General features: G+C 39.8%; 26 protein-coding genes, 2 tRNA genes, 1 pseudogene and 1 other annotated feature. Of the genes and pseudogenes, 24 read left to right on the plus strand and 5 right to left on the minus strand.

Annotation, left to right across the window (positions count from 1 at the left end):
* Positions 1 to 68 precede the first annotated feature (68 nt).
* The 12 genes from RWO85_RS00205 (at position 69) to sufB (ending at position 9,784) form a co-directional block, all read left to right on the plus strand.
* Positions 69 to 299: a DUF2969 domain-containing protein gene (locus RWO85_RS00205; protein ID WP_000037113.1), complete on the plus strand. Its 231-nt coding sequence runs from the start codon at positions 69 to 71 to the stop codon at positions 297 to 299.
* Between the two features lie 49 nt (positions 300 to 348).
* A tRNA-Tyr gene (locus RWO85_RS00210) sits at positions 349 to 429 on the plus strand.
* A 9-nt stretch (positions 430 to 438) separates the two neighbouring features.
* A tRNA-Gln gene (locus RWO85_RS00215) sits at positions 439 to 510 on the plus strand.
* A 161-nt stretch (positions 511 to 671) separates the two neighbouring features.
* The gene (gene rpsA, locus RWO85_RS00220) at positions 672 to 1,874 is read left to right on the plus strand and encodes a 30S ribosomal protein S1 (protein WP_033683468.1); all 1,203 of its coding nucleotides are present in this window, start codon (positions 672 to 674) and stop codon (positions 1,872 to 1,874) included.
* Between the two features lie 85 nt (positions 1,875 to 1,959).
* Positions 1,960 to 2,457 carry a GAF domain-containing protein gene (locus RWO85_RS00225; RefSeq protein ID WP_314413240.1) on the plus strand — a complete coding sequence of 166 codons (498 nt, stop codon included), beginning with the start codon at positions 1,960 to 1,962 and terminating at the stop codon, positions 2,455 to 2,457.
* Positions 2,457 to 4,112, plus strand: a complete 1,656-nt coding sequence (gene dnaX, locus RWO85_RS00230) for a DNA polymerase III subunit gamma/tau (RefSeq protein ID WP_314413242.1) — start codon at positions 2,457 to 2,459, stop codon at positions 4,110 to 4,112. Before RWO85_RS00225 ends, dnaX begins: the two co-directional genes overlap by 1 nt.
* Positions 4,113 to 4,139: 27 nt before the next feature.
* A complete protein-coding gene (locus RWO85_RS00235) occupies positions 4,140 to 4,334 on the plus strand; it encodes a DUF3272 domain-containing protein (protein WP_001081602.1) in 195 nt (64 codons plus the stop codon).
* Positions 4,335 to 4,589: 255 nt separating this feature from the next.
* Complete coding sequence (sufC, locus tag RWO85_RS00240) at positions 4,590 to 5,360, plus strand: Fe-S cluster assembly ATPase SufC (RefSeq protein ID WP_313970635.1); 771 nt, start codon at positions 4,590 to 4,592, stop codon at positions 5,358 to 5,360.
* A 27-nt stretch (positions 5,361 to 5,387) separates the two neighbouring features.
* Entirely contained in the window at positions 5,388 to 6,650 is a 1,263-nt protein-coding gene (sufD, locus tag RWO85_RS00245; RefSeq protein ID WP_314413243.1) for a Fe-S cluster assembly protein SufD, read from the plus strand.
* Positions 6,651 to 6,660: 10 nt separating this feature from the next.
* The gene (locus RWO85_RS00250; RefSeq protein WP_314413245.1) at positions 6,661 to 7,887 is read left to right on the plus strand and encodes a cysteine desulfurase; all 1,227 of its coding nucleotides are present in this window, start codon (positions 6,661 to 6,663) and stop codon (positions 7,885 to 7,887) included.
* A complete protein-coding gene (sufU, locus tag RWO85_RS00255; protein ID WP_314413247.1) occupies positions 7,874 to 8,311 on the plus strand; it encodes a Fe-S cluster assembly sulfur transfer protein SufU in 438 nt (145 codons plus the stop codon). The genes RWO85_RS00250 and sufU overlap by 14 nt, the downstream gene beginning before the upstream one ends.
* A gap of 60 nt (positions 8,312 to 8,371) precedes the next feature.
* On the plus strand, positions 8,372 to 9,784 hold the full coding sequence (gene sufB, locus RWO85_RS00260; protein ID WP_000797054.1) for a Fe-S cluster assembly protein SufB: 1,413 nt from the start codon (positions 8,372 to 8,374) through the stop codon (positions 9,782 to 9,784).
* A gap of 71 nt (positions 9,785 to 9,855) precedes the next feature.
* Here the strand turns inward: sufB and RWO85_RS00265 are convergent.
* Together RWO85_RS00265 and pbp3 are read right to left on the minus strand one after the other, a co-directional pair.
* Positions 9,856 to 11,111, minus strand: a protein-coding gene (locus RWO85_RS00265) for an ISL3 family transposase (RefSeq protein ID WP_314413249.1) whose coding sequence is annotated in 2 segments (ribosomal slippage) — positions 9,856 to 11,069 and positions 11,069 to 11,111 — 1,257 coding nt in all. Because the reading frame shifts where the segments join, the coding sequence is not laid out codon by codon here.
* A gap of 177 nt (positions 11,112 to 11,288) precedes the next feature.
* Complete coding sequence (pbp3, locus tag RWO85_RS00270) at positions 11,289 to 12,530, minus strand: D-alanyl-D-alanine carboxypeptidase PBP3 (protein WP_313970639.1); 1,242 nt, start codon at positions 12,528 to 12,530, stop codon at positions 11,289 to 11,291.
* Between the two features lie 102 nt (positions 12,531 to 12,632).
* Here pbp3 and RWO85_RS00275 point away from each other — a divergent pair, with 102 nt between their 5' ends.
* Positions 12,633 to 13,742: an AI-2E family transporter gene (locus RWO85_RS00275; RefSeq protein ID WP_314413250.1), complete on the plus strand. Its 1,110-nt coding sequence runs from the start codon at positions 12,633 to 12,635 to the stop codon at positions 13,740 to 13,742.
* A gap of 205 nt (positions 13,743 to 13,947) precedes the next feature.
* Positions 13,948 to 15,144: an elongation factor Tu gene (gene tuf, locus RWO85_RS00280; RefSeq protein WP_314413251.1), complete on the plus strand. Its 1,197-nt coding sequence runs from the start codon at positions 13,948 to 13,950 to the stop codon at positions 15,142 to 15,144.
* A 152-nt stretch (positions 15,145 to 15,296) separates the two neighbouring features.
* Here tuf and RWO85_RS00285 read toward each other — a convergent pair whose 3' ends face one another.
* Complete coding sequence (locus RWO85_RS00285; RefSeq protein ID WP_314413253.1) at positions 15,297 to 16,379, minus strand: DEAD/DEAH box helicase; 1,083 nt, start codon at positions 16,377 to 16,379, stop codon at positions 15,297 to 15,299.
* On the minus strand, positions 16,376 to 17,353 hold the full coding sequence (locus RWO85_RS00290) for a Gfo/Idh/MocA family oxidoreductase (RefSeq protein ID WP_314413255.1): 978 nt from the start codon (positions 17,351 to 17,353) through the stop codon (positions 16,376 to 16,378). The genes RWO85_RS00285 and RWO85_RS00290 overlap by 4 nt, the downstream gene beginning before the upstream one ends.
* 210 nt (positions 17,354 to 17,563) lie before the next feature.
* Between RWO85_RS00290 and RWO85_RS00295 the strand changes: the two genes are divergently transcribed.
* From RWO85_RS00295 to RWO85_RS00315, 5 genes are all read left to right on the plus strand, one after another.
* Entirely contained in the window at positions 17,564 to 18,199 is a 636-nt protein-coding gene (locus RWO85_RS00295) for a YoaK family protein (protein WP_314413257.1), read from the plus strand.
* 58 nt (positions 18,200 to 18,257) lie between these two features.
* Positions 18,258 to 18,437: a sequence feature (ribosomal protein L21 leader region), on the plus strand.
* Between the two features lie 36 nt (positions 18,438 to 18,473).
* Positions 18,474 to 18,788, plus strand: coding sequence for a 50S ribosomal protein L21 (gene rplU / locus RWO85_RS00300; protein WP_000109141.1), 315 nt, complete (start codon positions 18,474 to 18,476; stop codon positions 18,786 to 18,788).
* A 15-nt stretch (positions 18,789 to 18,803) separates the two neighbouring features.
* On the plus strand, positions 18,804 to 19,148 hold the full coding sequence (locus tag RWO85_RS00305; protein WP_000613694.1) for a ribosomal-processing cysteine protease Prp: 345 nt from the start codon (positions 18,804 to 18,806) through the stop codon (positions 19,146 to 19,148).
* A 16-nt stretch (positions 19,149 to 19,164) separates the two neighbouring features.
* On the plus strand, positions 19,165 to 19,458 hold the full coding sequence (gene rpmA / locus RWO85_RS00310) for a 50S ribosomal protein L27 (protein ID WP_000916509.1): 294 nt from the start codon (positions 19,165 to 19,167) through the stop codon (positions 19,456 to 19,458).
* A gap of 324 nt (positions 19,459 to 19,782) precedes the next feature.
* Positions 19,783 to 20,199 carry a DUF5301 domain-containing protein gene (locus RWO85_RS00315; RefSeq protein WP_314413259.1) on the plus strand — a complete coding sequence of 139 codons (417 nt, stop codon included), beginning with the start codon at positions 19,783 to 19,785 and terminating at the stop codon, positions 20,197 to 20,199.
* A 193-nt stretch (positions 20,200 to 20,392) separates the two neighbouring features.
* Here RWO85_RS00315 and RWO85_RS00320 read toward each other — a convergent pair.
* Positions 20,393 to 20,467: pseudogene (locus tag RWO85_RS00320) on the minus strand (AraC family transcriptional regulator); the annotation flags it as partial.
* Here RWO85_RS00320 and RWO85_RS00325 point away from each other — a divergent pair.
* The 5 genes from RWO85_RS00325 to proB all read left to right on the plus strand — a co-directional run bounded on the left by RWO85_RS00325 (position 20,460) and on the right by proB (position 25,811).
* Positions 20,460 to 21,368 (plus strand): LysR family transcriptional regulator, encoded by a 909-nt coding sequence (locus RWO85_RS00325; RefSeq protein ID WP_001025693.1) that lies wholly within the window; start codon positions 20,460 to 20,462, stop codon positions 21,366 to 21,368. The pseudogene RWO85_RS00320 and the gene RWO85_RS00325 sit on opposite strands and share 8 nt — an antisense overlap.
* Entirely contained in the window at positions 21,365 to 21,826 is a 462-nt protein-coding gene (gene lspA, locus RWO85_RS00330) for a signal peptidase II (RefSeq protein ID WP_314413261.1), read from the plus strand. Before RWO85_RS00325 ends, lspA begins: the two co-directional genes overlap by 4 nt.
* Positions 21,816 to 22,703, plus strand: coding sequence for an RluA family pseudouridine synthase (locus tag RWO85_RS00335; RefSeq protein ID WP_314413263.1), 888 nt, complete (start codon positions 21,816 to 21,818; stop codon positions 22,701 to 22,703). Before lspA ends, RWO85_RS00335 begins: the two co-directional genes overlap by 11 nt.
* Before the next feature lie 2 nt (positions 22,704 to 22,705).
* Positions 22,706 to 24,601 carry an MBL fold metallo-hydrolase gene (locus RWO85_RS00340; protein WP_314413264.1) on the plus strand — a complete coding sequence of 632 codons (1,896 nt, stop codon included), beginning with the start codon at positions 22,706 to 22,708 and terminating at the stop codon, positions 24,599 to 24,601.
* Between the two features lie 100 nt (positions 24,602 to 24,701).
* Positions 24,702 to 25,811: a glutamate 5-kinase gene (gene proB / locus RWO85_RS00345; protein ID WP_314413265.1), complete on the plus strand. Its 1,110-nt coding sequence runs from the start codon at positions 24,702 to 24,704 to the stop codon at positions 25,809 to 25,811.
* The last annotated feature ends 2 nt before the right edge of the window (positions 25,812 to 25,813 follow it).

Consider the following 25,813-nt stretch of genomic DNA (forward strand, 5'->3'; position numbering starts at 1 on the left):
ATATAGAGTTTTTTCTTGCTAGTTTTAGGATTTTCTTGTAAAATAGAAAAAGTGAAGAGAGGTATGAAATGAGTAAGAAAGATAAGAAAATCGAAATTCAAGTAGCAGATGCCAAAGTTAATGTAGGAAAAGACAGTTTTGAAGGTTATACATTGACTATCGGTAAAAAAGTTATCGGAGAAATTGCCGAATTAGATGGACAATTTGCCATCATAAAGAATGGGAATGTCGATAGTTTTTATAAAAAATTGGAAAAAGCTGTGGAAATTTTGATTGAAAATTATAATTTAGCAAAATAAGTCTTGTTTTTTTGAAATTTTCATGATATAATAGTCCATGTTGATTGTAGGAGAGATAGCGAAGAGGCTAAACGCGGCGGACTGTAAATCCGCTCCTTCGGGTTCGGGGGTTCGAATCCCTCTCTCTCCATATCACCATTGGGGTATAGCCAAGCGGTAAGGCAAGGGACTTTGACTCCCTCATGCGTTGGTTCGAATCCAGCTACCCCAGTTCTTAGGTAATAATCAAGATAAAAAGCAAAATATCTTAGGGTATTTTATTTTTATAATTGAAAGACGTGAACGATATGAACATGTCCTTGCGGGTGCTTAGGAAAAAAATTATAAGTATGTCAAGTTTAAGAAAAACTTGATTGTTGGAGGATTTTTTAGATGAACGAATTTGAAGATTTGCTAAATAGCGTTAGCCAAGTTGAGACTGGTGATGTTGTTAGTGCTGAAGTATTGACAGTTGATGCGACTCAAGCTAACGTTGCAATCTCTGGAACTGGTGTTGAAGGTGTCTTGACTCTTCGCGAATTGACAAACGATCGCGATGCAGATATCAATGACTTTGTTAAAGTAGGAGAAGTATTGGATGTTCTTGTACTTCGTCAAGTAGTTGGTAAAGATACTGATACAGTTACATACCTTGTATCTAAAAAACGCCTTGAAGCTCGCAAAGCATGGGACAAACTTGTTGGTCGCGAAGAAGAAGTTGTTACTGTTAAAGGAACTCGTGCCGTTAAAGGTGGACTTTCAGTAGAATTTGAAGGTGTTCGTGGATTCATCCCAGCTTCAATGTTGGATACTCGTTTCGTACGTAACACTGAGCGTTTTGTAGGTCAAGAATTTGATGCTAAAATCAAAGAAGTTGACGCTAAAGAAAACCGCTTCATCCTTTCACGTCGTGAAGTTGTTGAAGCAGCTACTGTAGCAGCTCGTGCTGAAGTATTCGGTAAATTGGCTGTTGGTGATGTAGTAACTGGTAAAGTTGCACGTATCACAAGCTTCGGTGCTTTCATCGACCTTGGAGGTGTTGATGGATTGGTTCACTTGACTGAATTGTCACACGAACGTAACGTATCACCAAAATCAGTTGTAACTGTTGGTGAAGAAATTGAAGTGAAAATCCTTGATCTTAACGAAGAAGAAGGACGCGTATCACTTTCACTTAAAGCAACAACACCTGGACCATGGGATGGCGTTGAGCAAAAATTGGCTAAAGGTGATGTAGTAGAAGGAACAGTTAAACGTTTGACTGATTTCGGTGCATTTGTTGAAGTATTGCCAGGTATTGATGGACTTGTTCACGTATCACAAATTTCACACAAACGTATTGAAAATCCAAAAGAAGCTCTTAAAGTTGGTCAAGAAGTTCAAGTTAAAGTTCTTGAAGTTAACGCAGATGCAGAACGCGTATCACTTTCTATCAAAGCTCTTGAAGAGCGTCCAGCTCAAGAAGAAGGACAAAAAGAAGAAAAACGTGCTCCACGTCCACGTCGTCCAAAACGTCAAGAAAAACGTGATTTCGAACTTCCAGAAACACAAACAGGATTCTCAATGGCTGACTTATTCGGTGATATCGAACTTTAATCAAATTGAAAATTCACAAAATCCTTTGTATCATAAACAAGGGATTTTTCTTTTGTCTGTAAGCCTTTTTTGATATAATAGTTCTATGTTAGAATCAGAAAAACAATCACGTTATCAAATGTTAAATGAAGAGCTCTCTTTTTTATTGGATGGTGAAACTAATGTTTTGGCTAATCTTTCCAACGCCAGCGCTCTTCTAAAATCACGCTTCCCTAATACCGTATTTGCAGGCTTTTATTTGTTCGATGGAAAGGAATTGATTTTAGGTCCTTTCCAAGGAGGTGTTTCCTGTATCCGTATCGCACTAGGCAAAGGTGTTTGTGGGGAGGCAGCCCACTTTCAGGAAACTGTTCTGGTTGGTGATGTAACAACTTATCCCAACTATATTTCTTGTGATAGTCGAGCTAAAAGTGAAATTGTTGTGCCGATGATAAAGAATGGTCAATTACTTGGAGTTCTGGATTTGGATTCTTCAGAGATTGATGATTATGATGCTATGGATCGAGATTATTTGGAACAATTTGTCGCTATTTTGCTTGAAAAGACAGAATGGGACTTTACAATGTTTGGGGAGAAAGCCTAATGTATCAAGCACTTTATCGAAAATATAGAAGTCAAAACTTCTCCCAGTTGGTTGGTCAAGAAGTTGTGGCTAAGACTCTTAAACAAGCAGTAGAGCAAGAGAAAATAAGTCATGCTTATCTTTTTTCTGGTCCTCGTGGAACGGGAAAAACCAGTGTAGCTAAGATTTTTGCCAAAGCTATGAACTGTCCAAATCAAGTGGGTGGTGAACCGTGTAATAACTGCTATATTTGTCAAGCAGTGACGGACGGTAGTTTAGAAGATGTCATTGAAATGGATGCTGCCTCTAATAACGGGGTGGATGAAATCCGTGAAATTCGTGATAAATCTACCTACGCCCCTAGCCTTGCTCGTTATAAGGTTTATATCATAGATGAGGTTCACATGCTGTCTACAGGGGCTTTTAATGCCCTTCTAAAGACGCTGGAAGAGCCAACACAGAATGTGGTCTTTATTTTGGCCACTACTGAATTGCACAAGATTCCTGCCACTATTCTATCCCGTGTGCAACGTTTTGAGTTTAAATCAATTAAGACACAGGATATTAAGGAGCATATCCACTATATCTTAGAAAAAGAAAATATCAGTTCTGAACCAGAGGCTGTGGAAATCATTGCCAGACGGGCTGAAGGTGGGATGCGGGACGCCTTGTCTATTTTGGATCAAGCCCTAAGTTTGACACAGGGAAATGAGCTGACGACTACTATCACTGAAGAAATTACTGGCACCATTAGTCTATCAGCCTTGGATGATTATGTGGCTTCCTTGTCTCAACAGGATGTTCCCAAGGCTTTGTCTTGCTTGAATCTTCTTTTTGACAATGGTAAGAGCATGACTCGTTTTGTGACCGACCTTTTGCACTATTTAAGAGATTTATTAATTGTTCAAACAGGGGGAGAGAATACTCATCATAGTCCAGTCTTTGTAGAGAATTTGGCACTTCCCCAGGAAAATTTGTTTGAAATGATTCGCTTAGCGACAGTCAGTTTAACAGATATAAAGTCTAGTTTACAGCCCAAGATTTATGCTGAGATGATGACTATCCGTTTGGCAGAGATTAAGCCTGAAGCAGCTCTTTCAGGGGCGGTTGAAAGTGAAATTTCTGCATTGAGACAGGAAGTTGCGCGTCTTAAGCAAGAACTAGCAAATGTAGGAACTATACCCAAGCCAACTAGTCCAGCACCTAGTCGCCCAGCAGCGGGCAAGACAGTCTATCGTGTGGATCGCAATAAAGTTCAATCTATCCTACAAGAGGCCGTTGAAAATCCTGATTTAGCACGTCAAAACCTGATTCGTCTGCAGAATGCCTGGGGAGAGGTGATTGAAAGTCTTGGGGGTCCTGATAAGGCTTTGCTGGTTGGTTCTCAACCGGTTGCGGCCAATGAACACCATGCCATTCTTGCTTTTGAATCTAACTTCAATGCTGGCCAAACCATGAAACGGGACAATCTCAACACCATGTTTGGCAATATCCTTAGTCAGGCAGCAGGTTTTTCACCTGAGATTTTAGCCATTTCCATGGAGGAATGGAAAGAAGTTCGCGCAGCCTTTTCAGCCAAAGCTAAATTTTCTCAAGCTGAAAAAGAATCCGAAGAAAGTCTGATTCCGGAAGGATTTGAATTTTTGGCTGATAAAGTAAAGGTAGAGGAAGACTAAAGAAAGATTTCATGATACAATAAGTTTATGAATAGACAACAATTTATTATCATCGCGCTGTTTACAGCTGCTGAGACCTATTTTTTCAATGAAGCCTGGATGACTGGTCGCTATATTATGGCAGCCTTTTGGGCCATTTTGCTCTTTAGAAATTTTCGTGTTAGTTACTTGATGGGCAAGATTGTAGATGTCATTGACCAGCATTTAAAAGGAAAAGACTAGTCCTCAGCTTCTAGACAAAATCAAAGCCTTTTAGGCTTTTTTTTGTTATACTATAAAAGTATATTTATTGACCTTTTACCGTATTTTCTAGGGAAATTAATACTCAATGAAAATCAAAGAGCAAACTAGGAAGCTAGCCGCAAGCTGTACTTGAGTACGGTAAGGCGACGCTGACGTGGTTTGAAGAGATTTTCGAAGAGTATAAGTATGTTTCTAGTAAGTACTGTAAAGGCCTTGAAAAAGAAAGGAACTATCATGTCAGTATTAGAGATCAAAGATCTTCACGTTGAGATTGAAGGAAAAGAAATTTTAAAAGGGGTTAATCTGACCCTGAAAACAGGAGAAATCGCCGCTATCATGGGACCAAATGGTACTGGTAAATCGACTCTTTCTGCCGCTATCATGGGAAATCCAAACTATGAAGTTACCGAAGGTGAAGTCTTGTTTGATGGCGTAAACATTCTTGAATTGGAAGTAGACGAGCGTGCGCGTATGGGACTTTTCCTTGCTATGCAATACCCATCAGAAATTCCTGGAATTACCAACGCTGAGTTTCTTCGTGCAGCCATGAATGCTGGTAAAGAAGACGATGAGAAGATTTCAGTTCGTGAGTTTATCACTAAGCTAGATGAAAAAATGGAATTGCTCAACATGAAAGAAGAAATGGCTGAGCGTTACCTCAACGAAGGTTTCTCTGGTGGTGAGAAAAAACGTAATGAGATTCTTCAACTCTTGATGTTGGAACCAACATTTGCCCTTTTGGACGAGATTGACTCTGGTCTTGATATTGACGCTCTTAAAGTTGTGTCTAAAGGTGTGAATGCTATGCGTGGTGAAGGCTTTGGTGCTATGATTATCACTCACTACCAACGTCTTTTGAACTACATCACACCTGATGTGGTACACGTCATGATGGAAGGTCGTGTTGTCCTTTCAGGTGGTCCAGAATTGGCTGCGCGTTTGGAACGTGAAGGATACGCAAAACTAGCTGAAGAACTTGGCTACGACTACAAGGAAGAATTGTAATTCCCTCGTATCTTTTAGGAGAAGTAAATGACTAAAGAAAATATTAAACTTTTTTCAGAAATGCACGCTGAACCAAGCTGGTTGGCTGACCTCCGTCAAAAAGCTTTTGATAAGATTGAGAGTTTAGAGTTACCAGTTATTGAGCGTGTCAAATTCCACCGTTGGAATCTGGGTGATGGAACGATTACAGAAAGTGAGCCATCAGCAAATGTTCCTGACTTCACAGCTCTAGATAACCACTTGAAGTTGGTGCAAGTAGGGACTCAAACTGTTTTTGAGCAAATTCCAGTTGAGTTAGCTGAACAGGGTGTTGTCTTTACAGACTTCCATACAGCTCTAGAAGAAATTCCAGAACTCATTGAGGAATTCTTTATGTCATCTGTTAAGTATGATGACGATAAGTTGGCTGCCTACCACACAGCGTATTTCAACAGTGGTGCTGTTCTCTACATCCCTGATAACGTGGAAATTGCTGAACCAATCGAAGGAATTTTCTATCAAGACAGCGATAGCGATGTGCCATTTAACAAGCATATAATGATTATCGCTGGTAAAAATTCTAAGATTAGTTATCTGGAGCGTCTAGAGTCACGTGGTGAAGGAAGTGCCAAAGCAACTGCAAACATTACTGTTGAAGTTATCGCTCGTTCTGGCGCTCAAGTGAAATTTGCAGCTATTGACCGTCTAGGTGAAAATGTAACAGCCTACATCAGCCGTCGTGGTAAATTAGGAAACGATGCTAGTATTGACTGGGCTATCGGTGTCATGAACGAAGGAAACGTCGTTGCTGACTTTGATAGCGACTTGATTGGTAACGGTAGCCATGCGGACCTTAAAGTTGTAGCTCTTTCAAGTGGCCGTCAGGTACAGGGAATTGACACTCGTGTGACTAACTATGGATGCAATTCAATCGGTAATATTCTCCAGCATGGGGTTATCCTTGAAAAAGCTACCTTAACCTTCAACGGTATTGGACATATTATCAAGGGTGCTAAAGGTGCAGATGCCCAGCAGGAGAGCCGTGTATTAATGCTATCAGACCAAGCTCGTTCAGATGCCAACCCAATTCTTTTGATTGATGAAAATGATGTCACAGCTGGTCACGCAGCATCGATTGGTCAGGTCGATCCAGAAGATATGTACTATCTCATGAGTCGTGGCTTGGATAAGGCAACTGCAGAACGCTTGGTTGTTCGTGGTTTCCTAGGATCTGTTATCGTTGAGATTCCAGTCAAGGAAGTTCGTGATGAAATGATTGCAACTATCGAAGAAAAATTGTCAAAACGCTAAGGGGTAGCCTATGTTAGATGTAGAAGCGATTCGCAAGGATTTTCCAATTTTAGACCAGATTGTCAACGATGAACCATTGATCTATTTGGACAATGCTGCGACGACACAAAAACCACTAGCTGTTCTTGAAACGATTAACCGCTACTATGAGAACGACAATGCTAATGTTCATCGTGGCGTTCATACCTTGGCTGAGAGAGCGACCGCTTCTTATGAGGCAGCTCGTGAAACCATTCGTAAGTTTATCAATGCAGGCTCTACAAAGGAAGTTCTCTTTACCAGAGGAACGACAACCAGTCTTAACTGGGTAGCGCGTTATGCTGAGGAAGTCTTGACTGAGGGAGACCAGATCTTGATTTCCGTCATGGAACACCATTCCAATATCATTCCATGGCAAGAAGCCTGCCGTAAGACTGGAGCGGAGCTTGTTTATGTCTATCTCAAGGACGGAGCTCTGGATATGGATGATTTGCGAGTTAAATTGACTGATAGAGTCAAGTTTGTCTCCCTAGCTCATGCCTCAAATGTTCTTGGTGTGGTCAATCCGATCAAGGAAATCACTCAATTAGCCCACCAAGTTGGTGCCATCATGGTGGTGGATGGTGCTCAATCTACTCCTCATATGAAGATTGATGTTCAGGACTTGGATGTGGACTTCTTTGCCTTTTCAGGTCACAAGATGGCTGGTCCGACTGGTATCGGTGTTCTTTATGGCAAAGAAAAGTATCTGGAGCAAATGTCACCAGTTGAATTTGGCGGTGAGATGATTGATTTCGTCTACGAGCAATCTGCTAGTTGGAAGGAATTGCCTTGGAAATTTGAGGCTGGAACACCAAATATGGCAGGTGCAATCGGACTTGCTGCCGCAGTAGATTATCTAGAAAAGATTGGTATGGATGCCATTGAAGCCCATGAACAGGAATTAATCTCGTATGTCTATCCCAAATTGCAGGCGATTGAAGGATTGACTATTTACGGTTCTCAGGACTTGGCTCAACGGTCAGGTGTTATTGCCTTTAACCTAGGTGACCTTCATCCGCACGATCTTGCGACTGCCTTGGATTATGAAGGAGTGGCTGTTCGAGCAGGTCACCATTGCGCTCAACCCTTGCTCCAGTATTTGGATGTCCCAGCGACAGCTCGTGCAAGTTTTTATATCTATAATACCAAGGCAGATTGTGACAAGCTAGTCGATGCCTTACAAAAGACAAAGGAGTTTTTCAATGGCACTTTCTAAACTAGATAGCCTTTATATGGCAGTGGTAGCGGACCATTCGAAAAATCCACATCACCAAGGGAAGTTAGAAGACGCTGAACAAATCAGTCTCAACAATCCGACCTGTGGAGATGTTATCAATCTCTCTGTCAAGTTTGATGCAGAGGATCGTTTGGAAGATATCGCTTTTCTAAACTCAGGTTGTACCATCTCAACTGCCTCTGCTAGCATGATGACAGATGCAGTTTTAGGAAAAACCAAACAAGAAATTTTAGAACTTGCGACTATTTTTTCTGAAATGGTTCAAGGGCAAAAAGATGACAGACAAGATAGTCTTGGAGATGCAGCTTTCTTGTCAGGTGTTGCAAAATTCCCGCAACGAATAAAGTGTGCAACCCTAGCTTGGAACGCCCTAAAGAAAACAATTGAAAATCAAGAAAATTAGTAAGACAAGTTTCTTTTGTCTTATGAATCAGTAGAAATGAAGAATGAAAGAAAGGATATTATGGCTGAAGAAAGAGTAGAACCAAAACCAATTGACCTTGGTGAATATAAATTTGGTTTCCATGATGATGTAGAGCCTGTCTTATCGACAGGAAAAGGATTGAATGAAGATGTCATTCGTGAACTATCAGCTGCTAAGGGAGAACCTGAGTGGATGTTAGAATTCCGTTTGAAGTCTTATGAAACCTTCAAAAAAATGCCCATGCAAACTTGGGGAGCAGACTTGTCAGAGATTGATTTTGATGACTTGATCTACTATCAAAAACCATCTGACAAACCAGCCCGTTCATGGGACGAAGTTCCTGAAAAAATCAAAGAAACCTTTGAACGTATCGGGATTCCAGAAGCTGAGCGTGCTTATTTAGCTGGTGCCTCTGCCCAGTATGAGTCAGAAGTGGTTTACCACAACATGAAGGAAGAGTTCCAGAAATTGGGGATTATCTTTACAGATACAGATTCTGCCCTCAAGGAATACCCAGACTTGTTTAAACAGTACTTTGCTAAGTTGGTACCGCCAACAGATAACAAGTTGGCTGCCCTTAACTCAGCAGTATGGTCTGGTGGAACCTTTATCTACGTACCAAAAGGGGTCAAAGTGGATATTCCACTTCAAACTTACTTCCGTATCAACAACGAAAATACTGGTCAGTTTGAACGTACCTTGATTATTGTTGATGAGGGAGCAAGTGTCCACTATGTAGAAGGATGTACAGCACCAACTTATTCAAGTAACAGCTTGCATGCTGCCATCGTAGAAATTTTTGCCTTAGATGGTGCTTATATGCGTTATACAACCATCCAAAACTGGTCTGATAATGTCTATAACTTGGTAACCAAACGTGCTAAGGCTCAAAAGGATGCCACTGTTGAATGGATTGATGGAAACTTGGGTGCCAAAACAACCATGAAATACCCATCTGTTTACCTTGATGGAGAAGGGGCGCGTGGTACCATGCTTTCTATTGCCTTTGCTAATGCAGGGCAACACCAAGATACTGGAGCTAAGATGATACACAACGCTCCACATACTAGCTCGTCCATTGTGTCTAAATCCATCGCTAAAGGTGGAGGAAAGGTTGACTACCGTGGTCAAGTGACCTTTAACAAGAACTCTAAGAAATCTGTTTCTCACATTGAGTGTGACACCATTATCATGGATGACTTGTCAGCATCAGATACCATTCCATTTAATGAAATCCACAACTCGCAAGTTGCTTTGGAACACGAAGCTAAGGTATCTAAGATTTCAGAAGAACAATTGTATTATCTCATGAGCCGTGGATTGTCAGAATCTGAGGCAACTGAGATGATTGTTATGGGATTTGTAGAACCCTTCACAAAAGAACTTCCAATGGAATACGCAGTTGAGCTGAACCGTTTGATTAGTTACGAAATGGAAGGGTCTGTTGGGTAAAATTTTATTTTAGATTTACCCAAAGTCAAGAATTTTGAGCTCTTTGTCAACTGTAGTGGGTTGAAGAAAAGCTAAGCTCGAGAAAGGACAGATTTAGTCCTTTCTTTTTTGATATTCAGAGCAATAAAAATCCGTTTTTTGAAGTTTTCGAAGTTCCGAAAACCAAAGGCATTTCGTTTGATAAGTTTGATAAGATTATTGGTTGCTTCCAGTTTAGCGTTTGAATAGGGGAATTGAAGGGCGTTGACGATTTTCTCTTTGTCCTTGAGAAAGGTTTTAAAGACAGTCTGAAAAAGAGGATGAACTAGCTTAAGATTGTCCTCAATGAGTCCGAAAAATTTGTCTGCCTCCTTGTTCTGAAAGCGAAAAAGCAAGAGTTGATAGAGATGGTAGTGGTGTTTCAAGTCCTCTGAATAGCTCAAAAGCTTGTCTAAAATCTCTTTATTTGTCAAGTGCATGCGAAAAGTAGGGCGATAAAATCGCTTATCACTGAGTTTACGACTATCCTGTTGAATGAGTTTCCAGTAGCGTTTGATAGCCTTGTATTCATGGGATTTTCGTTCAAACTGATTCATGATTTGGACACGCACACGACTCATAGCACGGCTTAGATGTTGTACAATATGAAAGCGATCAAGTACAATTTTTGCACACGGAAAAAGCTGTTTAGCCAAGTCATAGTAAGGGCTAAACATATCCATAGTAATAATTTTCACTCGACATCGGACGACTCTATCATATTTAAGAAAGTGATTTCGAATAATAGCTTGTGTTCTTCCCTCAAGAACAGTGATGATATCGAGATTGTCAAAATCTTGCGCAATGAAACTCATCTTTCTCTTGGTAAAGGAGTACTCATCCCAAGACATAATCTCAGGAAGGCGAGAAAAATCAGGCTTAAAGTGAAAGTCATTGAGCTTGCGAATGACAGTTGAAGTTGAAATGCCAAGCTGATGAGCAATATCGGTCATAGAAGTTTTTTCAATCAGCTTTTGAGCAATCTTTTGGTTGATGATACGAGGAATTTGATGATTCTTCTTGACGATAGAAGTTTCAGCCACCATCATTTTTGAGCACTGATAGCACTTAAAACGGCGCTTTTTCAGAAGGATTCTAGTAGGCATACCAGTTGTTTCGAGGTAAGGAATTTTAGAAGGTTTTTGAAAGTCATATTTCTTCATTTGACTTCCACAATCAGGATAAGATGGGGCCTCATAATCCAGTTTAGCGATGATTTCTTTGAGTGTATCCCTATTAGCAATATCCATAATTTGGAGATTAGTTTTTTAATAGCAAGCAGTTTTGTGATAAAATGTAATTGTTCCATATGAATCTTTCTAATGAGTTGTTTGGTAACTTTTCATTATAGATTTTATGAGACTTTTTTCTACAACAGAATAGGCTCCACAATATCTATAGGGGATTTTCCCACTACAAATATTATAGAACCGAATTTTGAAGATGAACTTGTAACAAAAAAATCGCGGTTTAAATCGCGATTTTTTTATAATTTCTCGTTGATAAATCTGATAAACTGATTCCACCAAACCTTTAAGAAGAAGGCCTTTTCAACTTTCTTTTCTGCGACCATTTCGAAACTAGGACGTTCTGTGGTAATGTAACCTTGACCAATCAAATCCTTGTCTTCGTAAGTCAAATGGCCAACTACTGTTCCAGCTTCAAGTGGTGCTGGGATTGCTTTGGAATCAGGTGTGAATTGAATAGATTGGGAAGATTGACTCCCAACACGTTCAATTAGAGAGATATCATCTTTGGCAACGGCAGTGACCGTATCTTCTTTTCCATCTTGTACAGGGGCTTTGCTATCTTGGTAGGCATCGCCTTTTTGAACGATTTTACGAAGCGTGAATGTAGAAGAGATATAATCCATTAGTGACGATGTAGCTGTGAAGCGAGCGTAAGGATTATTGTCCTGATGGTCTGCATTTAAGACGACTGTGATGACTCTCATCCCTTTTTCGACAGTAGTACCAACAAAAGATTCACCAGCTTTGTCTGTTGTTCCTGTCTTAAGTCCGTCAAAACCACCGCGATGAGCGGGCATGCCTTCTAACATGTAGTTAGTCGAAGTGATTGTCATTCCAGCAAAAGTAGAAGACGGTTTTTTGGTGATTTCCAAGACTTGTGGGTACTTTTTGATGAGGTTACGAGCAACGATAGCAACATCATAAGCACTGAGCTTGTTTTCATCATCTTTTTTTGAGCCTGGGTAAATGTTATCCCCAAGAGTCTCATTGTTCAGACCAGTTGTATTGACAACAGTAGCATCCTGAATTCCCCATTCCAAGAGCTTTGCCCGCATCATATCGACGAAATCTTTTTCTGAGCCAGCAATTTTCTCTGCTAAGGCAATAGCAGCACTGTTAGCACTAGATACTAGTGTTGCTTCAAGTAGTTGTTCGACGGTATAATTACGAGCTTCCATAGGAACATTACTTGCTTCAGAATTAGTTGTTAATTTGTAAGGATAGTCAGAAATATCTACTGGGGTAGATAGTGTAATACTTCCGTTTTCCAAGGCTTCATAGACAAGATAAACCGTAATCAGTTTTGTAATAGAAGCGATTTCGACTGGCTGAGTTGCATCTTTTTCATAAAGTATTTTTCCAGTATTTGCCTCAACGGCAATTGCATGTTTAGCAGCAATATTAAAATCTTGAGCAGCAACAGTAGATGCTGACCCAATCACAGATAAGCTTAGTAGAGTTAAAATGATTTTTTTCATAGTAAGTTTATTCTAACATAAAGAAAAAAATATTCCCAGTTTCACGATAGAAGAAAGAAGCTTTTTTGAAAGTGTGGTAAAATAGATGAATGGAGGTACCCCATGTTTCGTAAGAATAAATTATTTTTTTGGACCAGTGAGATTTTATTATTAACCATCATCTTTTATTTATGGAGACAGATGGGTGGGATTATAACGCCTTTTGTAAGTGTCGCAAACACCATAATGATTCCCTTTCTTCTAGGTAGTTTTTTATATTATTTGACCAATCCCTTTGTTAGTTTTTTACAAAAGTATTTCAAAATTAATCGTATCATTGGTATTCTACTAACTTTGTGTGCCTTGGTTTGGGGGCTAGTTATTGGGGTAGTCTATCTCTTACCGATTTTGGTCAATCAGTTGACCAGCTTGATTGCGACTAGCCAGACTATCTACAGCCGTTTACAAGATTTGATTTTGGATTTATCTACTTATCCAGCTTTTCAAAATTTGGATATCCAAGCGACTATTCAACAGTTAAATCTTTCTTATGTAGATATTTTACAAAATATACTAAATAGTGTGACCAATAGTGTCGGAAGTATCCTATCAGCTCTCTTTAGTACTGTTTTAATTATTATCATGACACCTGTGTTTTTGGTTTATTTTTTGTTAGATGGTCACAAATTTTTACCGATGCTTGAACGTACTGTTTTAAAGAGAGATAAGTTGCATATTGTAGACCTCTTAAAAAATTTGAATGCGACAATTGCTCGATATATTAGTGGAGTCGCCATTGATGCGATTATTATTGGTTGTTTGGCCTTTATCGGATATAGCGTGATCGGTTTAAAATACGCTTTGGTCTTCGCCATCTTTTCAGGATTAGCCAATCTCATTCCGTATGTGGGACCAAGTATTGGTTTGATTCCAATGATTATCGCAAATGTCTTTACTGATCCTCATAGAATGCTGATTGCAGTTATTTATATGCTGATTATTCAACAAGTGGATGGGAACATTCTCTACCCTCGAATCGTTGGCGGAGTGATGAAGGTTCATCCAATTACGATTTTAGTATTACTTTTATTATCAAGTAACATCTATGGCGTCATTGGTATGATTGTCGCAGTACCAACTTATTCGATCTTAAAAGAAATTTCTAAGTTTTTATCACGTTTGTATGAAAATCATAAAATAATGAAAGAACGAGAAAGAGAATTAGCTAAGTAAAAGTCAGGAATTCCTGATTTTTCTTTTTGTTTAGCTAAGTGATAGGAGTAGAAGTGTCGTTTAGATTAGCAGATTAAGAATAATTCACAAAAACTTTGTAAAACACTTGCAATTTAGCTGAAATTTGATAAAATAGTAAGGAAAGTTAGACTGTATTGCCTACTGTCTATCTATAAAATATATTTTATTGGAGGCTTTTACTCAAATGGCAAAAGAAAAATACGATCGTAGTAAACCGCACGTTAACATTGGTACTATCGGACACGTTGACCACGGTAAAACTACCCTAACTGCAGCTATCACAACTGTTTTGGCACGTCGCTTGCCTTCATCAGTTAACCAACCTAAAGACTATGCGTCTATCGATGCTGCTCCAGAAGAACGCGAACGCGGTATCACAATCAACACTGCGCACGTTGAGTACGAAACTGAAAAACGTCACTACGCTCACATCGACGCTCCAGGACACGCGGACTACGTTAAAAACATGATCACTGGTGCTGCTCAAATGGACGGAGCTATCCTTGTAGTAGCTTCAACTGACGGACCAATGCCACAAACTCGTGAGCATATCCTTCTTTCACGTCAGGTTGGTGTTAAACACCTTATCGTCTTCATGAACAAAGTTGACTTGGTTGACGACGAAGAATTGCTTGAATTGGTTGAAATGGAAATCCGTGACCTCTTGTCAGAATACGACTTCCCAGGTGACGATCTTCCAGTTATCCAAGGTTCAGCTCTTAAAGCTCTTGAAGGTGACTCTAAATACGAAGATATCGTTATGGAATTGATGAACACAGTTGATGAGTACATCCCAGAACCAGAACGTGACACTGACAAACCATTGCTTCTTCCAGTCGAAGACGTATTCTCAATCACTGGACGTGGTACAGTTGCTTCAGGACGTATCGACCGTGGTATCGTTAAAGTCAACGACGAAATCGAAATCGTTGGTATCAAAGAAGAAACTCATAAAGCAGTTGTTACTGGTGTTGAAATGTTCCGTAAACAACTTGACGAAGGTCTTGCAGGAGATAACGTAGGTGTCCTTCTTCGTGGTGTTCAACGTGATGAAATCGAACGTGGACAAGTTATCGCTAAACCAGGTTCAATCAACCCACACACTAAATTCAAAGGTGAAGTTTATATCCTTACTAAAGAAGAAGGTGGACGTCACACTCCATTCTTCAACAACTACCGTCCACAATTCTACTTCCGTACTACTGACGTTACAGGTTCAATCGAACTTCCAGCAGGTACTGAAATGGTAATGCCTGGTGATAACGTGACAATCGACGTTGAGTTGATCCACCCAATCGCCGTAGAACAAGGTACTACATTCTCTATCCGTGAGGGTGGACGTACTGTTGGTTCAGGTATGGTTACAGAAATCGAAGCTTAATTCGATTTAGTTCCCAGAAGAACAATTATTTAAGTCAGACACTAAAAGAATCTTGCTTTGCAAGGTTCTTTTTTCTGGTATTGAACTAAAATTGAAGAATTGCTTACACAAAAAAGCTCCATACACTTGATGTGCATAGAGCAAAGGGGGCTTCATTTGATATAGAGCTCTTGGTTTTTCAAGACAATTTCTCGAACAGTAGCAAACTTCTTAAGTTTTTTGATTTCTTCTGGATGAGTGACGAGAGTGATAACGTAACCTTCCTTGCCCATACGGCCAGTACGTCCAGCACGGTGGGTGTAGGTCTCGATGTCTCTTGGGACATCAAAGTTTACGACACACTCTAGACTATCGATATCAATTCCACGAGCCAGAAGGTCTGTTGCAAGAAGCAGGGTTAGTTGCTTGTCTTTAAACTTTTCTAAGATGACTTTTCTAAATTTGACATTGACATCACTAGCTAGAGAAATAGCCAAGATATCACGATACTGTAATTTTTCTTCTGCGCTTCCAAGATCTGATAGGCTGTTAAAGAAGACCAGACCGCGGAAATCCTCTACATGAGCCAGTTTTCGTAGCATATCCACTCGGTGACGTTGATCTACCTGCATATAGAAGTGTTGGATGTTGTCCAATTTTTGGTCAGAAAGATCAATGATACGTGTGTTAGGCGCAATCTTTTCTTGGTCAAACTTGGTCGTCGCACTCATGTAGACGAGTTGGTGGTCACGCGGTGCGTAGTGAGTGATTTTCTCAACAAAGTGAATCTGAGAATCATCTAGTAATTGGTCGAATTCATCCAGGATGATGGTTTCCACATTCGTCATCTTGATTTTTTTCAATTTAATTAGTTCAAAGATACGGCCAGGAGTTCCAATCAGAATTTCTGGTCCTTTCTTTAGGCGTTCAATCTGGCGTTTCTGACTTGAACCCGATAGGAAGAGTTGGGCTGTCAAACCGATGGCTTCTGCCCATGTTTTACATACATCAAAAATCTGTCCAGCTAGTTCTGTATTTGGTGCTAGAATCAAGAGTTGCTGGGCTTTTTTCTTTTGTAGTCGGAGAAGACTTGGAAGGAGGTAAGCTAGAGTTTTACCAGTTCCTGTTGGGCTCACTCCTAGGAGGTTTTCTCCAGCAAGAAGGGGCTCAAATAGTTGAGTTTGAATGGGAGTGAATTCTTGGAAACCGAGTTGGTCACTCAGTTCTTGCCATTCAGTTGGTAGTTTGTTTTTCATTTTTCTGCCTCAAATCTAATGCCAGCAGTCTGGCGCATAGTATATAGTAGCTCATGAACTGAACTTGCTTCTTCCAGCCAAGTTTGGTAGAGATTCAGATCTGGTTGTTGAATCATGTGTGCAAATGCAGCGACTTCCTCAGTCATTGTATGACGAGCCTGTTGGATAGGAAGATGGACTTGATTTCCTTGGTGGTCGCTAAAAATAGCCGAGCGAACATGCTCAATTCTGTTGAGCGTCAGGGTTCCATCTGTCGTATAAATCTCGCAAGGAAGATTGGAAGTGATGTTTTTCCCAGCCTTGATATGAACTTGAAAGTCAGGGTAGAAGAGAATTCCGTCTCCATTTAAGTCAATACTATTGTCCAGTTGTTGACCCTGATAGGTTGCTTCCTTAGCTTTTCCAAAGAGACGAACAGCTGCATAAATGGGGTAAATACCCAAATCCATAAGAGCACCACCAGCAAAACGGTCTGAAAAGACATTTGGTGTCAGTCCAGCCAACAAATCCGGCATTTTGGAAGAATACTTAGCATAGTTAAAATCTGCTCCCAAGATTTGTTTGTCTGCTAAAAAGTTTTTGATGATAGTGAAAGCTTTTTCATGGTAATTCCGAGCTGCTTCGAATATAAAGCAGTGATTTTTCTCAGCTGTATGTCTCAAATCTAGCCATTCTTGTGGCTGAGTGACAGCTGGCTTTTCAAGAATGACATGTTTACCTGCAGACAATGCAGCTTTTGCCTGAGCAAAATGCAAGGAGTTTGGGCTAGCAATATAGACCACATCAAAGGAGCTCTTGACTAAGTCTTCTAATTGATCAAAGAGCTGGATATCTTGATAGCGAGAAGCAAAGGTTGCTGCAGTTTCTAGTTTTCTAGAGTAGACTGCGACCAGCTGGTATTTTCCACTGGTATGGGCTGCTTCTATGAAGTGGTGGCTGATAGCCCCTGTTCCGATGACACCTAATTTAAGCATAGATGCTCCTTTTCCAATTTTAAATCCTTCTTTCATTATAACATAGATAGACGGGACTATCCAACAGAGGGGAAAAAATTTCAAATAAGCTACTAGGTCTTTTTCAAAGAAAGTGGTACAATAATGAAATGAGTAAATGAAATGGGAGGGAAAATGAGGTTATTACCTATAAGAAAAATATCACGTTAGTCTAAGAGGCTAGCGCTTTTTTTGACTTTTTGTGCAGGATATGTAGATGCCTATACTTTTATTGTGCGAGGGAATACTCTTGTAGCTGGACAAACTGGGAATGTCGTCTTTCTTTCAGTAGAATTAATCCAAAATAATGTTTCAGATGTTAGGGACAAGGTTCTCACCTTGCTAGCTTTTATGATGGGGGTCTTTTTATTAACTATTTATAAGGAAAAATTGAGAATTGTGAAAAAACCGATTCTGTCGCTGATTCCTTTGGCACTCTTATCAATCATTATTGGTTTTGTGCCGCAAACTGTGGATAATATCTATCTAGTACCACCCTTGGCCTTCTGTATGGGACTGGTGACAACTGCTTTTGGAGAAGTGTCGGGTATTGCCTATAATAACGCTTTTATGACAGGAAATATCAAGCGGACCATGCTGGCTTTTGGAGATTATTTCCGAACCAAGCACACACCTTTTTTGCGTGAAGGATTTATATTTGTTAGCCTGCTTAGTAGTTTTGTCCTTGGCGTTGTCTTTTCAGCCTATTTGACGATTTTCTATCATGAAAAGACTATTCTTGGTGTTCCTATTATGATGAGTATTTTTTACCTCAGTATGCTTTTTGCCTCGTGGCGGAAAAAAGTAAAAGAAAAAGCTTCATTTTAGGTGTTATTACTTGTAAGAAAATAGGAGATATGCTATACTTGAAGAGTTGACTATGCACGTTCCTGTGCAACCGCACGAACATCGTTGCTCGTCGTATAACAAATTTAAACTTCGTCATTGTCGCCTTGCCTAACATAAGTTATGCCTTCGGCTCAATTCCTAGTTTATTCTTTGTTCTACATAGAGCTCTTCTTTTAAGTGGTTCGTCCCACGATGCTAGGCGAGTCTTCACAAAAAATTCGGGGAAACCCATAAAAATCATAGGAGGTGCATAATGAGCACATACGCAATTATCAAAACTGGCGGAAAACAAGTTAAAGTTGAAGTTGGTCAAGCAGTTTACGTTGAAAAATTGAACGTTGAAGCTGGTCAAGAAGTTACTTTTAACGAAGTTGTTCTTGTTGGTGGTGAAAACACTGTTGTCGGAACTCCACTTGTTGCTGGAGCTACTGTAGTTGGAACTGTTGAAAAACAAGGAAAACAAAAGAAAGTTGTTACTTACAAGTACAAACCTAAAAAAGGTAGCCACCGTAAACAAGGTCACCGTCAACCATATACAAAAGTTGTCATCAACGCAATCAACGCTTAATTTTAAGGAGAACACATGATACAAGCAGTCTTTGAGAGAGCCGAAGATGGCGAGCTGAGGAGTGCGGAAATTACTGGACACGCCGAGAGTGGCGAATACGGCTTTGATGTCGTGTGTGCATCGGTTTCTACGCTTGCCATTAACTTTATCAATTCTATTGAGAAATTTGCAGGCTATGAACCAATCCTAGAATTAAACGAAGATGAAGGTGGCTATCTGATGGTTGAAATTCCAAAAGATCTTCCTTCACACCAGAGAGAAATGACCCAGTTATTCTTTGAATCATTTTTCTTAGGTATGGCAAACTTATCGGAGAACTCTTCTGAGTTCGTCCAAACCAGAGTTATCACAGAAAACTAACACGGAGGAAAACATTATGTTAAAAATGACTCTTAACAACTTGCAACTTTTCGCCCACAAAAAAGGTGGAGGTTCTACATCAAACGGACGTGATTCACAAGCAAAACGTCTTGGAGCTAAAGCAGCTGACGGACAAACTGTAACAGGTGGATCAATCCTTTACCGTCAACGTGGTACACACATCTATCCAGGTGTAAACGTTGGACGTGGTGGAGACGATACTTTGTTCGCTAAAGTTGAAGGCGTAGTACGCTTTGAACGTAAAGGACGCGATAAAAAACAAGTTTCTGTTTACCCAATCGCTAAATAAAAAGGTTCAGTGAACCTTTTTATCCCGAGCCTTGAAATATAAAGGCGAGGAAGCTAGAAGTAGCATTAAATAAGGCTTTTCGAGTTTTCGGAGAGCCTCTTTTTGTTTTGATACCCACGCTGATACCCATATTTTAAAAACCAATGTAAGAAGCGAATTTGTCGGCTACTTTGTCTTTTAGATACAATCATAAAATAGTGGAATGTTCAACTTTTACAGTAGTGAATGTTATAAGGGACTAAGATATTGTAAAAATGGATAAGGTTTTATATTATAATTATATCTCAGAGAAAAAGTAAGCAGAATGAAAGGATGTGGACTTGTATGAAAAAACTTATCACCATAATAGTCTGTTCAATCTCTTTTCTTGTTCTATCAGCTTGTGTCAGTAAGAAAATACTTCTTCTTCCTGAACCTGAAACGATCTCTGTAATTTCCTTGAAGAAAAAAATTTCTGAAGATGTTAAAACTATAAACAAGAGAGAAGAAATTTCAAAATTGATTGAGGAGATACAGAAACAGTCCAAATCTACAACTTTTGAGAGTTTCAATGATCAACCGACAAATGATAAAGATTACATCATTATCAAATTCACTCATCAGAATGAGGAAAAGGATAGTGTAGCCTATCTATATACGATGAAAGAAAAACAGTATATTGAACAACCTTATGTTGGGATTTGGGAAGTAAGTCCAGATATAGCTAATAGGATTGAAGAGTTTTTTCTAGTTGATTCATAGAGATAGAAGTAAAGTTTAGAGGGCTTTTTTCATAAATTTATATGAGATTGAATTTGTATCATGTTTTAAACGGTAAATCAACAAGATTTGCTGTTTTTATTTGTTTGAACCAAAATGAGTACTGAACAAGATATCATTCTAACTCTTGTATTGGGATGTTAGAGAATTCATTTAGATTTGAAAGTTTCCTGACTTTTTTCCTTTTTGGAAAACTTCTAAAATATGGTATAATGAAAAGATAAAGAAGTTGGGGGTAGAAGATGAATATTCAACAATTACGCTATGTTGTTGCCATCGCGAATAGTGGTACTTTCCGTGAAGCTGCTGAAAAGATGTATGTCAGCCAGCCAAGTCTGTCTATTTCTGTGCGTGATTTGGAAAAAGAGTTGGGCTTTAAGATTTTCCGTCGGACCAGCTCAGGGACTTTCTTGACCCGTCGTGGTATGGAATTCTATGAAAAAGCGCAAGAATTGGTCAAAGGATTTGATATTTTTCAAAATCAGTATGCCAATCCTGAAGAAGAAAAAGATGAATTTTCCATTGCTAGTCAGCACTATGACTTCTTGCCACCAACCATTACGGCTTTTTCAGAGCGCTATCCTGACTATAAGAACTTTCGTATTTTTGAATCAACTACTGTTCAAATCTTAGACGAAGTTGCTCAAGGGCATAGTGAGATTGGGATTATCTACCTCAACAATCAAAATAAAAAGGGGATTATGCAGCGGGTTGAAAAGCTAGGTCTGGAGGTCATTGAATTGATTCCCTTCCATACCCACATTTATCTCCGCGAGGGGCATCCTTTGGCTCAGAAAGAGGAATTGGTCATGGAGGATTTAGCGGATCTACCTACAGTTCGTTTTACCCAGGAAAAGGATGAGTACCTTTATTATTCAGAAAATTTTGTCGATACCAGCGCTAGCTCACAGATGTTTAATGTGACAGACCGTGCTACCTTGAATGGTATTTTGGAGCGGACGGACGCTTATGCAACAGGTTCTGGATTTTTAGATAGTGACAGTGTTAATGGCATCACAGTTATTCGTCTCAAAGATAACCTAGATAATCGCATGGTCTATGTTAAACGTGAAGAAGTGGAGCTGAGTCAAGCTGGGACTCTCTTCGTAGAAGTCATGCAAGAATATTTTGATCAAAAGAGGAAATCATGAAAAAAAGAGGAATAGTGGCAGTCATTGTACTGCTTTTGATTGCGCTGGATCAGTTGGTAAAATCCTATATCGTCCAGCAAATTCCACTGGGTGAAGTGCGCTCCTGGATTCCTAATTTCGTTAGCTTGACCTACCTGCAAAATCGAGGGGCAGCCTTTTCGATGTTACAAGACCAGCAGTGGTTATTTGCTATTATTACACTGGTCGTTATGGTAGGTGCCATTTGGTATCTACATAAACACATGGAGGACTCATTCTGGATGGTCTTGGGTTTGACCTTGATTATCGCAGGTGGTCTTGGAAACTTTATTGACAGGATCAGTCAGGGTTTTGTTGTGGATATGATCCACCTTGACTTTATCAACTTTGCAATTTTCAATGTGGCAGATAGCTATCTGACGGTTGGAGTGATTATTTTATTGATTGCAATGCTAAAAGAGGAAATAAATGGAAATTAAAATTGAAACTGGTGGCCTGCGTTTAGATAAGGCTTTGTCAGATTTGACAGAATTATCACGCAGTCTCGCGAATGAACAAATCAAATTAGGCCAGGTCTTGGTCAATGGTCAAGTCAAGAAAGCTAAGTACACGGTCCAAGAGGGTGATGTTGTCACTTACCATGTGCCAGAACCAGAGGTATTAGAGTATGTGGCTGAGGATATTCCGCTAGAAATAGTCTACCAAGATGAGGATGTGGCTGTCGTTAACAAACCTCAGGGGATGGTTGTGCATCCGAGTGCTGGTCATACTAGTGGAACCCTAGTAAATGCCCTTATGTATCATATTAAGGACTTGTCTGGTATCAATGGGATTTTGCGTCCGGGAATTGTTCACCGTATTGATAAGGATACGTCAGGTCTTCTCATGATTGCTAAAAACGATGAGGCGCATCTAGCACTTGCCCAAGAACTCAAGGATAAAAAGTCTCTCCGCAAATATTGGGCGATTGTTCATGGAAATCTGCCTAATGATCGCGGTGTCATTGAAGCGCCGATTGGTCGAAGTGAAAAAGACCGTAAGAAACAGGCCGTGACTGCTAAAGGTAAGCCTGCAGTGACTCGTTTCCACGTCTTGGAACGCTTTGGCGATTATAGCTTAGTAGAGTTGCGGCTGGAGACAGGCCGCACCCATCAAATCCGTGTTCACATGGCTTATATCGGCCATCCAGTCGCTGGGGATGAAGTCTATGGTCCACGTAAGACTCTGAAAGGACATGGGCAATTTCTTCATGCCAAGACTTTAGGTTTTACTCATCCGAGAACAGGTGAGATTTTGGAATTTACAGCAGATATCCCAGAGATATTTAAGGAAACATTAGAGAGACTGAGGAAGTAAGAATGAAAAAGAAATTGACTAGTTTAGCACTTGCAGGCGCTTTTTTAGGCTTGTCATGGTATGGAAATGTTCAAGCTCAAGAAAGTTCAGGAAATAAAATTCACTTTATAAATGTTCATGAAGGTGGCAGTGATGCGATTATTCTTGAAAGCAATGGACATTTTGCCATGGTGGATACAGGAGAAGATTATGATTTCCCAGATGGAAGTGATTCTCGTTATCCATGGAGACAGGGTATCAATACAACTTATAAGCATGTTCTAACAGACCGTGTCTTTCGTCGTTTGAAGGAATTGGGTGTCCAAAAACTTGATTTTATTTTGGTGACCCATACTCACAGTGATCATATTGGAAATGCTGATGAATTACTGTCTACCTATCCAGTTGACCGAGTCTATCTTAAGAAATATAGTGATAATCGTATTACTAAGCCTAAACGTCTTTGGGATAATCTGTATGGCTATGATAAGGTTTTACAGACTGCCGCAGAAAAAGGTGTTTCAGTGATTCAAAACATCACACAAGGAGATGCTCATTTTCAGTTTGGAGACATGGATATTCAACTCTATAACTATGAAAATGAAACTGATTCCTCAGGTGAGTTAAAGAAAATTTGGGATGACAATTCCAATTCCTTGATTAGCGTGGTGAAAGTCAATGGCAAGAAAATTTACCTTGGGGGCGATTTAGATAATGTTCATGGAGCAGAAGACAAGTACGGTTCTCTTATTGGAAAAGTTGATTTGATGAAGTTTAATCATCATTTAGATACAAAAAATTCTAATACAAAAAATTTTATAAGAAATTTGTCTCCTGAGATAATTGTTCAAACTTCTTCCTCACCAATTGGTTCGTATGATAGCGGTGAAGAAATAAATAGGGAATATATTAGCTGGCTTGAATCAATGGGAATTCAACATATAAACGCAGCCAGCAAAGACTATGATGCGACAGTTTTTGATATTCGACAAGACGGTTTAGTAAACATTTCAACTTCCTACAAGCCGATTCCAAGTTTTCAAGCTGGTTGGCATAAGAGTGCATATGGAAACTGGTGGTATCAAGCACCTGATTCTACAGGAGAGTATGCTGTCGGTTGGAATGAAATCAAGGGTGACTGGTATTACTTCAATCAAACGGGTATCTTGTTACAGAATCAATGGAAAAAATGGAACAATCGTTGGTTCTATTTGACAGACTCTGGTGTTGCTGCTAAAAATTGGAAGAAAATCGCTGGAATCTGGTATTATTTCAACAAAGAAAACCAGATGGAAATTGGTTGGATTCAAGATAAAGAGCAGTGGTATTATTTGGATGTTGATGGCTCTATGAAGACAGGTTGGCTTCAATATAAGGGGCAATGGTATTACTTTGCTCAATCAGGGGAAATGAAAACGGGCTGGGTAAAAGATAAAGAAACCTGGTACTATATGGATTCTACTGGTATCATGAAGACAGGTGAGATAGAAGTTTCTGGTCATCATTACTATCTAGAAGAATCAGGAGCTATGAAGCAAGGCTGGCTTAAAAAGGCAAATGATTGGTATTTCTACAAGACAGACGGTTCACAAGCTGTGGGTTGGATTAAAGACAAGGATAAATGGTACTTCTTGAAAGAAAATGGTCAATTGCTTGTGAATGGTAAGACACCAGAAGGCTATACTGTTGATTCAAGTGGAGCCTGGTTAGTGGATATTCCGGTCGAGAAATCTTCTACAACTAGAACTACAAGTCATTCAGAAATAAAAGAATCCAATGAAGTAGTGAAAAAAGATCTTGAAAATAAAGAAACGAGTCAACATGAAAGTGTTACAAGTTCTTCAACTAGTCAAGATTTGACATCATCAACTTCACAAAGCTCTGAAACGATTGCAAACAAATCGGAATCAGGACAATAGTAAAAAAGAAGGTTTTAGGGCCTTCTTTTTCCTATCAACTCTTTTCTATTTCCTGCCATTCATGTTATAATGGATAAATATGAAGAATCGGAGTGAGACTATGAAATACAAACGGATTGTCTTTAAGGTGGGGACTTCCTCTCTGACAAATGAGGATGGAAGTTTATCACGTAGTAAGGTAAAGGCTATTACCCAGCAGTTGGCTATGCTGCACGAGGCTGGTCATGAATTGATTTTGGTGTCGTCAGGTGCCATTGCGGCAGGTTTCGGAGCCTTAGGATTTAAAAAGCGTCCGACTAAGATTTCTGATAAACAGGCTTCAGCAGCGGTAGGGCAAGGCCTTTTGTTGGAAGAATACACGACCAATCTTCTCTTGCGCCAAATCGTTTCTGCACAAATATTGCTAACACAGGACGACTTTGTGGATAAGCGTCGTTATAAAAATGCCCATCAGGCTTTGTCAGTTCTACTTAGCCGTGGGGCGATTCCTATCATTAATGAGAATGACAGTGTCGTTATTGATGAGCTCAAGGTCGGGGACAATGATACTCTAAGTGCCCAGGTAGCGGCCATGGTCCAAGCAGACCTTTTGGTTCTCTTGACAGACGTCGACGGTCTCTATACAGGAAATCCTCATTCAGATCCAAGAGCCAAACGCTTGGAGAAAATCGAGACCATCAATCGTGAGATTATTGATATGGCCGGTGGAGCAGGTTCGTCTAATGGGACAGGTGGTATGTTGACTAAGATCAAAGCAGCTACAATCGCGACAGAATCAGGAGTTCCTGTTTACATCTGTTCATCATTGAAGTCAGATGCCATGATTGAGGCAGCGGAGAAGACCAAGGATGGTTCCTACTTTGTTGCTCAAGAAAAGGGACTTCGTACCCAGAAACAATGGCTGGCCTTTTATGCTCAGAGTCAAGGTTCTATTTGGGTTGATAAAGGGGCTGCAGAAGCTCTCTCTCAACATGGCAAGAGTCTACTTTTATCTGGTATTGTTGACGCAGAAGGAGCCTTTTCTTACGGTGATATTGTGACAGTATTTGACAAGGAAAGTGGAAAATCACTTGGAAAAGGACGCGTGCAATTTGGAGCATCTGCTTTGGAGGATATGTTGCGTTCTCAAAAAGCCAAGGGTGTCTTGATTCACCGTGATGACTGGATTTCCATTACTCCTGAAATCCAACTACTCTTTACAGAATTTTAGAG

Origin of the sequence: uncultured Streptococcus sp. (genome assembly GCF_963521865.1) — a bacterium.
GTDB lineage: Bacteria > Bacillota > Bacilli > Lactobacillales > Streptococcaceae > Streptococcus.